The sequence below is a fragment of the Affinibrenneria salicis genome (genome assembly GCF_008710095.1).
In genome coordinates, this window is sequence record NZ_VYKJ01000003.1 from 415,387 (window position 1) to 426,781 (window position 11,395).

Genomic DNA, 11,395 nt, shown 5'->3' on the forward strand with positions numbered 1-11,395 from the left:
CCCGTCCCTGGGCGTTATCCTATCGGTCAGCGCTTACCGCCTTTCTGCAAGCCGAATGATGTCGGGCATAACGCATCATTTAATAAACTTAATCTGGCGGTTGATTTCGTCGATGATCGGCAGCTTGCGCGCGTTATAGGTCTTTTTGTTCTCTTCAAATAAGTTGTTGCCTTCGGTATCAATAGAAATAATCAACGGTCCGAACTCTTTGACCCGATTTACCCACAGCGTTTCGGGCATGCCCAGATCGCGCCATTGCGCATCCTCGATTTTTTCGACGCAGGTTGCGGCCAGAACGGCGCAGCCGCCGGGGAATACCGCATGTACCGCTTTGTAACGACGGCAGCCTTCTTCCGTATTCGGGCCCATGCCGCCTTTACCGACGATAAGTTTCACTCCGGTTTGCTCAATGAATTCTTTTTCGAATTTTTCCATCCGCATACTGGTGGTGGGGCCGATAGAGATCATTTCGAATTCATTGGTATTTTTTTCTACCACGATGGGGCCGGCATGGAATATCGCCAGCCCCTGCAGATCAACGGGAAGCTCGCGGCCCAATTCAATCAAACGACGGTGCGCCACGTCGCGGCAGGTTACCAGCGTACCGGTGAGGTAAACGACATCGCCGGTTTTCAGGGACTGCAGATCTTCATCCTTAATCGGGGTGGTGAGGATTTTTTTCATAGCGCTACACTCTCATGTGACAGAATTTGGTAGGAAAGATCGGCCGCGAAGCGGATCGTACCGCGGCGGTGCGCCCAACACCCGGTGGACACCGCCACGCCGATCGTGGACGGGTGGCGGGCGGAGGATTCGATGTTGACGCCCATGACGGACGCCGCGCCGCCCAGACCCTGCGGACCCAGACCGACTTTATTGAGGCCTTCCTCCAGCAGATTTTCCATCCTTGCCGCATCGGGATTAGGGTGCTGCGAGGTGACCGGACGCAGTATCGCCTTTTTAGAAAGGCGGGCGGCAGTTTCCACTGAGGTGGATATCCCTACGCCGACCAGCAGCGGCGGACAGGCATTCACGCCATACGAGGTAATCACGTCAAACACGAACTGATTGACGCCTTCATACCCCTGACCGGGCATTAGGACTTTCGCGGCGCCGGGCAAAGAACAGCCGCCGCCGGCCATATAGACTTCAATGGTGCAGTGATCGTCATCAGGGATGATTTCCCAGTCCAGCCATGGGATACGCGAGCCCGTGTTGGTGCCTGTATTTTTCTCAATAAAGGTTTCCACGGCGTTATGGCGCAGCGGCGCTTTTTGGGTCGCTTCGAGCGTCGCGGTTTTTAATATCTCTTCAAGCTGGCCGATGTAGGGAAAATCGGCGCCCGCGGTAATAAAATATTGAATTACGCCGGTATCCTGACAGCAGGGCCGGTTCAATTCATCCGCACGTTTTTGATTTTCAAACATTGAGTCGTAAACCACGGTCGCCAGCGGCGTATTTTCTTTTTCCTTTAGTTCCTCCAGTTTTTTTATGACATCTGTGGGTAAGCGTTTCCCAATGTACCCGGTAAAACGCGTCATTATGTCTTTCAGGGTTGCAACGGCAGATTGCGTATTACTCACAAATTACCTCCGAATAATCATGTCTTTCATTTGTTAATTGTTGGTGTGGTTATCTGTTGATTGTTTATTGTCGAACATTTATTCGTTGAGCCTGATTTCAGGGGGATTTTGTTTTTCTGTCCGTGAAAAATCCCCACAAAGAATATGCGCCTTAATACGTCGCTAATCATCGGCTGATGTTTATATAAAAAATATCAATAATTTAATTGTGGTTATGCTGGCCTGAATAACTTGTTTTAAATCAAGAAACAGTGATATCAACAGCGGTTTTTAACATGCTGATGATTTTTTATATACATGTTTTATCAAAATACAATGTCTGAAGTGTGACATACATTACGAATGTTAATCTGAATGGCGACAGTGTCGGATATCTTTATTCTCAATCGGTAAATACCCAATCTCTGTCGTTCATGCTGATGGCATACGATGTGAAATTTAATTTTTATAAAAATGTGACTCTATTAAAGCTTTTTTGTCGATTGGGAAAGAAATTATGGATCTGAATCACATGTTTACTTCGCTATTTTACCATTCTCATTATCCTGTTTTTTTAAATAATTAATTGGTAGGGATGTGCGTTTTTTTGTGATGTACATTTCACATGGATGAGTGAAATTACCGCGTTAATTTTTTTATGGCGATTTTCGCTCTATCACACGCTAAAAAAGATAAGCAAAAATTAAATGCTATTTTTCGAAGGTCGATTATATGAATAAAAATATTGATACACCCTTTTTACCCTTTAATATACTGGAATGGTGAGGTTTATATGACAATTCAGCAAGCCATTGCGGCGCAGAAACCTACCGGTGTACGGTGGGGCGTCATGATTATGTTGTTTATTGTTACCGCTATTAATTATGGAGATCGTTCTACTCTTGCTATCGCCGGCCCGGCGATGTCGGCGGATTTAGGGATTAATGCCGCGCAGATGGGATGGGTCTTCTCCGCATTTTCATGGACATACGTCGCCAGCCAGATCCCCGGCGGGTGGCTGTTAGATAAATTCGGATCGAAGCGCGTCTATTTTTTAAGTATTCTGTTCTGGTCTTTGTTTACCCTGTTGCAGGGGACGGTCGGCATATTCAGCAGTATTTGGGCGTTTACTATTCTGTTTACCCTGAGATTGCTGGTCGGCGTTTCGGAGGCGCCTTCTTTTCCCGCCAATAGCCGAATCTCATCCGCATGGTTCCCCGCCAGCGAACGCGCAACGGCGGTGTCAATATACAGTTCCGCGCAATATTTCGCCACGGTCATTTTCGCGCCCATCATGGGATGGCTGACTGCGGAGATAGGCTGGGAATCGGTATATTATTTTATGGGCGGTATTGGCATTCTGATCAGTTTAATTTGGCTGAAAGTGATTTATACGCCGAAAGATCATCCCAGAATCAATCAGGCCGAAATTGACTACCTGGTAGAGGGGGGCGCGCTGGTCGATATGGATCAAAAAAAATCTGCCGCCGAAAAAAAACAGGGGCCGAATCTGGGATATTTAAAACAGTTGGTCACCAACCGGATGATGCTGGGCGTGTATCTTGCTCAGTATTGCATCAATGTGTTTACGTTCTTTTTTATCACCTGGTTCCCCGTATATCTGGCTACCGAACGCGGTATCGATATTAAAGCGGTCGGCTTTATCGCCGCTATACCCGCCATCTGCGGTTTTGTCGGCGGGATTCTTGGCGGGGTGATTTCCGACTTTTTATTAAGAAAAACGGGTTCGCTTTCTGTCGCCCGTAAGACGCCGATCGTACTCGGCATGTTGTGTTCAATGGTTATGATATTTTGCAACTATGTGGATTCGATCTATCTGGTTATTGTTTTCATGTCCGTATCTTTTTTCTGCAAAGGCATGGGCGCGCTTGGCTGGGCGGTGATGGCGGATACCGCGCCGAAGGAAATTAGCGGTCTGGCTGGCGGTATTTTTAATATGAGCGGTAATATCGCCGGCATTATTTCGTCAATTACTATCGGATATATTGTCCACGCGACGGGTAAGTTTGAATGGGCGCTGATTTTTGTTGTCAGCCATGCCTTTTTGGCTGCATTCAGCTACCTGTGCCTTGTCGGGCCGATTAAGCGGATCGAACTGAAAAAAATAGGCTGATGGACGTGATGCCGTTAGCGCCTGAAACACCGACCGACCACAAGACGCGTGAATATCCGCTCAATATCTGGCGTATTGCCCGCACGGGGGCGCCTGATTGCGTGCGAACTTCACGACCGGGCGGTTAACGATCGTCAGGCGACCTGTTCTTGCCCGACCTCTTCGCCGGTCGGGCAAGCATGAATTGCCTTTACCCGAGTGCGATATGCGGTGTGTGACATAGCCGGATTTCCATGTAATGTAGATATATGGCATACTACGGCCGGTATACTGTACTGTTTAGTAATCGGATTATTTTTTGTTTTCACACACTTGTTAACGTAACTACGCAGACTCGCCAGGGGAGGTAGAATTGAGAACGCTGACAGAGGAACGGCGCCAGGCAATAATCGATGCGGCCTCGCAGTTATTTCAGGAGATGGGGTATGAACGCGCGTCGATGAATGAAGTGGCGAAGCGGGTAGGCGGCTCCAAAGCGACCCTGTACAACTACTTTTCGTCGAAGGAAGAGTTGTTTGAAACGGTCGTGCGTACCTACAGCACCCGTTTTCTGACTGATGCGGCATCCCAGTTGACCGCAGCCAACAGTAAAGGGTTAAACTTTGAGCAAAAGCTGACGCAGTTTGGTGAAGGAATGCTGCAGGTGCTAAGCGGCGACAATCAGGCGCTGCAAATTTACCGCGTTGTCGTGGGAGAAGCCGGGCACTCCGATATTGGTAAACTGTTCCGGGAGTCCGGCAGCGAGGAAAGCATGGAGAAGCTCGCTCAGACAATGGCCGAGGCGATGGCGAAAGGAGAACTGGGCGAGGGAGAACCCATGCTGCGCGCGCAGCAATTCACCTCACTGGTAAAATCGGAAGTCGACGTGGTTGTGCTGCAGCGTGAGCTGCCGCGCTTTAGCGACGCGCAGATTAAGGTCATGGTCAAAAACGCCGTCCGGCTGTTTTTGTATGGCGCGTTGCCTCAGCAAGACAACAACGCCAGATAAAGGCGAGCGATTGCCTCCGCCTGAGCGGCTTGCGCGCATTGCAAGGGCCGCCGCCGGGCAGAGCGCAATCCTTCCGCGTCGCTGGCGGGCGGAATCAGCCGTCGCCGCTGACGCCAGCCGCATCTCGCCGGCGTGTTTCGGCGCGCGTCTTTTCCATCAGCGTCCCTGCGATGCGGCCGTTCCGGCATGCTGATGGATTTCTTTCTTACGTCGGGCCATTCAGCGTCTGCGCTAATTCGGGCAGGGCGCAGCCGTATTCTCCGACCAGCGCCGCGCGGTTTGTGCGATCTGCGCCGACATCTGCGTGAGAACATCCTGCCAGGCGGGGAATATCTGCGTGTAATCGCCGGCGGCCCGTTGCGTCAGGCGGCTGGAACACAGGAGACTGACTCGCCGACCGTCGCGCTTCGTCGATAGCGTCCAGTCGGCATCAAGGCTGACCGCGTTGCCCGGCCAGCTGTCGAAGCGGCGTATCTGGATCAGGATTCTGATCGCCGGCGTGCCTTCAGTCCGAACCAGCCCTGAAATATCCTGCGCGCCGGACTGGTGCGCTATCTGCGACGCCAGCGCGGTATGCAGTTCATCGCCCAGCGGGCTGAGCCAGCGGTCGTTATCCAGCACCGCCACGCGGCTGTTATCCTGTCTGACCACCACCTGCGACATATCCAGCTGCGCGGGAACGCCGACCGGCAGAACGTCGATCACAAAAGGGGCGTCGGCCGGGAATGCGCCGACCGGCGGCGTCGGACTTACCAGCGTGTGGTAGGCGATCTGCGGCGAAGCGCAGGCCGCCAGACCCAGTAACGCGCCGCTGACCACCAGCGCATTGAATGAACGTTTCATTAGCGATCTCCTGCGGGATAACCGGTATGGTTGGCGGAATGTGTGGATGCGGGGTCCGCCGGACGTCCCTGCAACAGGGATTCGGGGTGCCGGCTGAGCTGGTCGGTGACGCCGCGCACCGCCCGCAGCGTTCGGCCGGCTTCCTGCAGGGTTTGCATCAGGTTAATCAGCAGCGGCGAATCTTCCGCCAGCAGATCCTGCGCTCGTTCCGTCGTCTGCTGGGTCTGCGCCATTAACCGGTTTGCCGCCGGCAGCGTCTGTTTGTTCACCATGCGGAGCGTTTTATTCAGCTCGGCCAGCGAACCATCCAGATTATTGCCGATGGAGGCGAGCGGCATTCCATCGATTTTTTTGACGATCGAGGCCAGCTGCTCCTGAATTTTGTCGAGACCGCCGTTCACCGTCGGCAGCAGCAGAGGGCGGGCATTGAGATCAAAACGGGCTCTGGGCGCATCGGGAATAAAGTCGAGGGAAATATACAGTTGCCCGGTCAGCAGGCTGCTGGGCATCGCCTGGGCGCGTAAGCCATTTTCGACCAGATCGCGGGTAAAGATGGCGGTGGCCTGCGCGATATCGCCCGCCGGCTGCGGCAGTTTTTCCAGCACATGCCCCATTCTGGAGGGATAGACCTCGATACTCACTATGGTTGGGAAACGATAGCCGGCCGGATTGTAATCCAGCTCGATGGACTTGACCCGCCCAACTCTGACGCTGGAAAACTCGACTGGCGCGCCGATATCAAGACCGCGCAGAGAGCGTTCAAAACGCAGCCGGAATAGAATGGCCGGCCCATCGGGCGGGGCCATCGCGCTATCCTGATCGGCGGCCAGCATATATTTGGCCGGCATGCGTTGCGGCGAGGCCGCGCTGTTTTCGGGGGTAAGAAAGGCGATCCCGCCGGCCATGATGGCGGCGACGGTCTGCGTCTTCAGACGAAAGCCGCCGGTTCCGACGGAGAGATCAACGCCGCTGACATTCCAGAAACGGGTATCCGCGGTGACCAGCCGATCATAGGGCGCATCGATAAACACCCGCAGGCTGACGCATGTTCCGTCTTCGCGCAGGTGGTAGGACGCGACGCGGCCAACCTGGACCCGGCGGTAATAGATCGGCGAGCCGATATCCAGCGAGCCGAGATCGTCGGCTTCAATAATGAACTGGCTGCCTGGGCTGCCGCCGATAACGGCCGGGGGGACTTCCAGACCGGTAAAGGCATTGCTGTTTTCTTTGGCTTCCCCGCGGTCCACGCCGATATAGGCGCCGGAAAGCAACGTATCGATACCGCTGACGCCGCTGATGCCGACCCGCGGTCGGACAACCCAGAAGCGGGTGTCGGCGCGGGTCAGATTTTTCGCGCTTTTGCTTAGCCGTACCTTAACCAACACGCGCGAATTATTGCGGCTGAGCGTGATATCTTTCACGATGCCGACCGTCACGTCTTTGTATTTAACGGCGGTTTTGCCGGCTTCCAGCCCGGCCGCGTTGTTGAAGGAGATGGTGATCTCCGGGCCGGAAGACAGCCGGGCCTGGATCAACATAGACAGACCGATTAGCAGCGCGATAACCGGCACCAGCCAGATCAGCGCATTACGCCAGTTCCTGCCGCTAAGGGCAGGATCGTCAGGGTGCGGGTACTTCATTTATCACCTTCCCAGATTCGTCGCGGATCAAAACTCAAAGCAGAGAGCATGGTCAGAATGACCACCAGAGCAAAAAACACAATGCCGGCTCGCGGCTCGGCCTCGCTGAGCGCATGAAACTGCACCAGCGCCGAGATCACCGCCACGACGACGACATCCAGCATGGACCAGCTGCCGATCCATTCGGTTATTCTGTATAGCCGGGTTCGCTCTCGTCTGGCCCAGCCGCTATGGCGGCGGGTGGTGATAAGCAGCAAGCCGAGGGCGAGAAATTTCATGCAGGGGATCACCACGCTGGCGATAAAAATAATGGCGGCAATGCCGTACGATCCCCCGCGCCAGAATTCGATAACGCCGGCCATAATGGTGCTCTCGCTGCCCCGGCCAAACAGGCTGGTATACATCACCGGCAGGACGTTGGCGGGAATATAAAAGATCACCGCGGCGCTCAGCAGCGCCCAGCTGCGGGCGTCGCCAGGCGGGCGATGGCGGGTCAGCCGGCTAGCGCAACGCGGGCAGCGGCTGTCGCCATCGTTCGTCGGCAAAGCGCTGACCAATCCGCAAACGTCGCAACCGCAAATCTGGGTTTCGCCGGCGTCTGGCTCATCGCCGGCCTGAGCGCCGGCACGGCGGGGCGGCTCGATCGCCCAGAGCGGGCGCAGATCATGATGGGTTATGATAACAATCAAAACCAGAGAGACGGCGAGCGCCCAGCCTCCGGGGCCTGGCGCGACGTCCAGCAGCGAAGATAATTTGACCGCGGCCACCAGAAAACCCAACACCCCGACTTCGATCATACTCCAGGGGCGCAGCCACAATAATGTTTTCATCCACATGGCGAACCCGGGCGCCCGGCGACGATAGCGGGCGAACAGCAGCAGCCAGATGGTCAGCGTTATCTGCAGCGCGGGGGCGAAAATCAGCAAAAATGCGGTGCACAGGGCCAACAGAGGAAAACGTTGCCCCAGCGATGGCGGCCATGCGGCCTGCCATAAGGTGACTTCATTATGGATGCCGTGAAAGCTGACGCTCATTACCGGGCAGACGCAGGCGATGAAAAAGGTGATTGCCGCGGCGAGGGACAGCGGCAGTATGCGCGCGATACCGGCGCCGTCGCTGCGCCAGAGTACGGCCTGACAACGTTTGCACAGCGCCGTTCGGTTGGCGGTATAGGGACGCCGCCGGTATACGCCGTCGCACTGCGGGCAAACAGTCAAACAGGAATAAATTTTCATAATACAGGACTGATGATTCGGTTATGTCGGCCTGTGAGGCGGCTTACCGCACCCGGTCAGCCGCAAGTTGTATGACGGCGTTTCGCCATCTTATTTTATTGTTCTGCTGTGCTGGTCGATGGCGGGACAGGGCGGCGGACCCCGCCTTCCCGCCAGGATACTCTGCTATCAGAAGGTATAGGTGAAACCGGCCGAAACAACGCCGACGCCGCTCTTGTCCACCATCGGGCTGTTTTTTACTTCGTCCGGCAGGGACTCATAACGAGCGGAGACAAAGGTATTCCAGGACTCGGATACGTGGTAGTGAACCGCCAGCTCCGCATAAGGCGTGAAACTGTCGCCCGGCTGGTAGGCGGCAAGCCCGCTGCGGCCTGATTCGCTCTGGCTTACGCCAAAGTAATACTTATTCTGATCTTCGCTATCCCAACGGACGCCTATTTTGGGCCGAATTTCCCAGTCGTTTAGCTTAATCGGGTACATATAGGCGGCGTTTGCGATAATGCCGTCGCTGTTGTCGAGGATGTCATGAGCAACGGAGGCGTTGAAATGGCCAAAATGGGTGCGCAAAGTATATTCGACGCCGGCCAGCGCGGTTGAATCCCGCTTGTCCAGGCGCTTCATGCGCAGATCGTCGCTGTCTTTGGGACGGAACTGGCGCGGATCGTACGCGGCAAAGAGATCGAACTGGTTAACGTCATCCTTCCACAGATGCGCGCCGCCCTTCAGACCATGGAAAAACAGAATGTCGCCCTCATAACCGACCAGCGGCAGGGGGAATGCGACGGGGTCGGTCTCACGGTATGGACTGTTGGCGACGCCGGCGGACAGGCCCAGGGACCAGTCCCCGGCCAGCGCAGAGGTGGAAAACAGTATCGGCAACAGCAGTGATGCACGAACATTGTTAACAAAAAAACTTTTCATCGGTTTATCTCTTCACTGATGGTAACGCTATTACGTTATCTGACCCGGCAAGCCTTACTTCAATATCTCAGCAAGCTGTTCAGCCCCTTTATCGATACCGACTTCCGCCGCGCTAAGCGAGCCGATGGTCGCCGAAATGTTCAAGGCGTTCGGGTACTGTTTGGCGACGTAGGCATGCAGCAGTTTGTTGCTGGCGGCGTCGTAGATCTCAACGGCGTAGTTCACGGAACCGCTAAACATTCCCTGGCCGCCGCGGATGGACTGTACGATATTGTAAGGACCACCGGCAAGGTCGAATTTGGTAACGGTGCCGACAACCTGGGTCGTGGTGTCCGCGCCGGTCAGCGTGAGTTTCAGACGCAGCGCATCGGGCGTCGGCGCGCTAACCTGCTGGAAGCGCGGGCGCAGCGTTTCTGCGAATTTTTTCTGCATATAGGTAGCCAGCTGCTGCCGATCGGACTGCGACATATCGCCGAACTGGTTATCCGCCCCCTGATAAATGCTTACCGGCTCAACGATAATGCTGCGATATTTTTCCCAGTTCACCGTTGTGGCGTATTTGTACGGAATACGGTCGGATTCATCGCCGGTATTGGGCGTCAGCTGTGATGCTGAATCAATGCCGGTATAGCGTACTGGCGGATTGCTGGCGCAGCCGGCCAAAATAATGGCCAGCGTCAGCAGGGCAGGTCGAGCGGTTCGAAATGGCGTCATCATGTGAAATGTCCTGAATTAAATATTCCGATTACTAAATTCCGGTCCGACTTTTACTCCACCGACATCAGGGTGAACCCGCGCACCCCGAACGGCGGTAAAAGGGCCTTCAGCTTTGTTTTACACGTCTTAACTGTACGGGCTAGTTTTGCACTGAGCTCCCGAAACTGTCAAGAAAATGTTTCATAATATAATGTCTTTATCTCGAAGCGGCCGGAGGGGAGAAAAACAGCAAAACAGCACCGGATCCCGGCCGGAAACGAAGAATTGCCGGGCGGCGCATCGCGCCCGGCAATTTTTTACGGCAACGCTGGCCCGCGGCGCGCCTGGTGTGGGTAAGCAAAGAGAGGCGGCGAACCGTGTATCATTCCTGCCGGCGCGGCTAAGGGATATGAAGACGCAACGACAGGCAGCGCTCGCTCACGCCGGGTATCCGGTCGTCGCGTTTTGCAACGAACTATTAACGCCAGCGGTCATGGGAACGATGCGTTTCATGCCAGCGATTATCATCCCGGTGGTGCCGGTCAGGATTACCGTGTTTACCCACGGCAATACAGCCGCTCAGTAAGAATACGGAAAGCAGGCAAACGGTGGCGATAAGCTGTTTCATCATTATTTCCTTCTCGGTCAGGGCGGTTTTTGCGGATGAACATACGAGACAGATCCGACCCGCGTTGTGTTTTTTATAACAAAACTGTACGGTATAGTTTATTAGTTTGTTGATGAAAAGCAACCGGCATCAACGTGAGAAGCGAATAATTAAGACTATTCCTTTTTTACGCGGCCTTTAATTTATTTTTTATTTAAAATCATATTGTTATTGTTTTTTCTCGACGGTTGGCGTTGTTGTACAGACGCTCCGCGCGCCGCCTGATCGCCTGCCGATCGGGTTGCTGTCTCGGCAAAGAGGACGCCGTACCGCGCTCCCCCAGGTTAAACCATGTATTGGCGCGTTAATGGCCGCCGGCGCGGTCGAGCAGGATGGTCGTTATGATGCCGGAGGCGGCGGCGATCAGGACGTAGTTGCCGTTAATATAGACCCAGTGTTGTCCGTGCCGCGGTTGATAAAGCCCGTGCGCGCGCCAGTCTTTAACCCGATAGCGAGCGGCGCGAAAGCCGCGCGGCACCGGCTGACCCTGACGAAAATGCTGTCCGCGCCATGAGAAATGATCCCGTCGCTGCGGGCGATGAGATCGCTCCCGGCGGACGTCGTCATGATTCGACGCGCTTGGGTTTGGCTGCCTCTTCTCCGGGTAAGCGCCGGCGCCGTGTCCGTCTGCTCTGGAGGCGAATGCCGGCAGCGCGACCGTCAGGATGATGCTCAGCGTCAATATGGTTACGATTCTTTTCATTACTGT

11 protein-coding genes and 1 pseudogene are annotated in these 11,395 nt (G+C 54.7%); 2 read left to right on the top strand and 10 right to left on the bottom strand.

What is annotated here, in order from left to right:
* Positions 1-75 precede the first annotated feature (75 nt).
* On the bottom strand, positions 76-684 hold the full coding sequence (ttdB, locus tag FJU30_RS09015; RefSeq protein WP_150434613.1) for a L(+)-tartrate dehydratase subunit beta: 609 nt from the start codon (positions 682-684) through the stop codon (positions 76-78).
* Positions 681-1,541: a L(+)-tartrate dehydratase subunit alpha gene (ttdA, locus tag FJU30_RS09020; RefSeq protein WP_150434614.1), complete on the bottom strand. Its 861-nt coding sequence runs from the start codon at positions 1,539-1,541 to the stop codon at positions 681-683. The genes ttdB and ttdA overlap by 4 nt, the downstream gene beginning before the upstream one ends.
* Positions 1,542-2,355: 814 nt before the next feature.
* Here ttdA and FJU30_RS09025 point away from each other — a divergent pair.
* Together FJU30_RS09025 and FJU30_RS09030 are read left to right on the top strand one after the other, a co-directional pair.
* On the top strand, positions 2,356-3,696 hold the full coding sequence (locus FJU30_RS09025; RefSeq protein ID WP_150434615.1) for an MFS transporter: 1,341 nt from the start codon (positions 2,356-2,358) through the stop codon (positions 3,694-3,696).
* A gap of 352 nt (positions 3,697-4,048) precedes the next feature.
* Positions 4,049-4,684, top strand: coding sequence for a TetR/AcrR family transcriptional regulator (locus FJU30_RS09030; RefSeq protein ID WP_150434616.1), 636 nt, complete (start codon positions 4,049-4,051; stop codon positions 4,682-4,684).
* Positions 4,685-4,915: 231 nt separating this feature from the next.
* On the opposite strand, the gene FJU30_RS09035 is transcribed toward FJU30_RS09030, so the two are convergent.
* From FJU30_RS09035 to FJU30_RS09060, 8 genes and pseudogenes are all read right to left on the bottom strand, one after another.
* Positions 4,916-5,527 (bottom strand): PqiC family protein, encoded by a 612-nt coding sequence (locus FJU30_RS09035; RefSeq protein WP_150434617.1) that lies wholly within the window; start codon positions 5,525-5,527, stop codon positions 4,916-4,918.
* Entirely contained in the window at positions 5,527-7,167 is a 1,641-nt protein-coding gene (locus FJU30_RS09040; RefSeq protein ID WP_150434618.1) for a PqiB family protein, read from the bottom strand. Before FJU30_RS09040 ends, FJU30_RS09035 begins: the two co-directional genes overlap by 1 nt.
* Positions 7,164-7,748, bottom strand: a complete 585-nt coding sequence (locus tag FJU30_RS27100) for a paraquat-inducible protein A (protein WP_223881548.1) — start codon at positions 7,746-7,748, stop codon at positions 7,164-7,166. The genes FJU30_RS09040 and FJU30_RS27100 overlap by 4 nt, the downstream gene beginning before the upstream one ends.
* Before the next feature lie 75 nt (positions 7,749-7,823).
* Positions 7,824-8,402, bottom strand: a pseudogene (locus FJU30_RS27105) (paraquat-inducible protein A); the annotation flags it as partial.
* A gap of 168 nt (positions 8,403-8,570) precedes the next feature.
* A complete protein-coding gene (locus tag FJU30_RS09050) occupies positions 8,571-9,323 on the bottom strand; it encodes a MipA/OmpV family protein (protein ID WP_150434620.1) in 753 nt (250 codons plus the stop codon).
* 54 nt (positions 9,324-9,377) lie between these two features.
* Positions 9,378-10,040 carry a DUF3313 domain-containing protein gene (locus FJU30_RS09055; protein WP_150434621.1) on the bottom strand — a complete coding sequence of 221 codons (663 nt, stop codon included), beginning with the start codon at positions 10,038-10,040 and terminating at the stop codon, positions 9,378-9,380.
* Between the two features lie 457 nt (positions 10,041-10,497).
* Positions 10,498-10,650 carry a hypothetical protein gene (locus FJU30_RS26785; RefSeq protein ID WP_191091553.1) on the bottom strand — a complete coding sequence of 51 codons (153 nt, stop codon included), beginning with the start codon at positions 10,648-10,650 and terminating at the stop codon, positions 10,498-10,500.
* Between the two features lie 340 nt (positions 10,651-10,990).
* Complete coding sequence (locus FJU30_RS09060) at positions 10,991-11,389, bottom strand: RcnB family protein (protein ID WP_150434622.1); 399 nt, start codon at positions 11,387-11,389, stop codon at positions 10,991-10,993.
* Positions 11,390-11,395: the final 6 nt, after the last annotated feature.

Coding starts and splice junctions, on each gene's coding strand:
- ttdB (WP_150434613.1), bottom strand. CDS start 684: ATGAAAAAAATCCTCACCACCCCGATTAAGGATGAAGATCTGCAGTCC.
- ttdA (WP_150434614.1), bottom strand. CDS start 1,541: ATGACGCGTTTTACCGGGTACATTGGGAAACGCTTACCCACAGATGTC.
- FJU30_RS09025 (WP_150434615.1), top strand. CDS start 2,356: ATGACAATTCAGCAAGCCATTGCGGCGCAGAAACCTACCGGTGTACGG.
- FJU30_RS09035 (WP_150434617.1), bottom strand. CDS start 5,527: ATGAAACGTTCATTCAATGCGCTGGTGGTCAGCGGCGCGTTACTGGGT.
- FJU30_RS09040 (WP_150434618.1), bottom strand. CDS start 7,167: ATGAAGTACCCGCACCCTGACGATCCTGCCCTTAGCGGCAGGAACTGG.
- FJU30_RS09050 (WP_150434620.1), bottom strand. CDS start 9,323: ATGAAAAGTTTTTTTGTTAACAATGTTCGTGCATCACTGCTGTTGCCG.
- FJU30_RS09055 (WP_150434621.1), bottom strand. CDS start 10,040: ATGATGACGCCATTTCGAACCGCTCGACCTGCCCTGCTGACGCTGGCC.
- FJU30_RS26785 (WP_191091553.1), bottom strand. CDS start 10,650: ATGATGAAACAGCTTATCGCCACCGTTTGCCTGCTTTCCGTATTCTTA.
- FJU30_RS09060 (WP_150434622.1), bottom strand. CDS start 11,389: ATGAAAAGAATCGTAACCATATTGACGCTGAGCATCATCCTGACGGTC.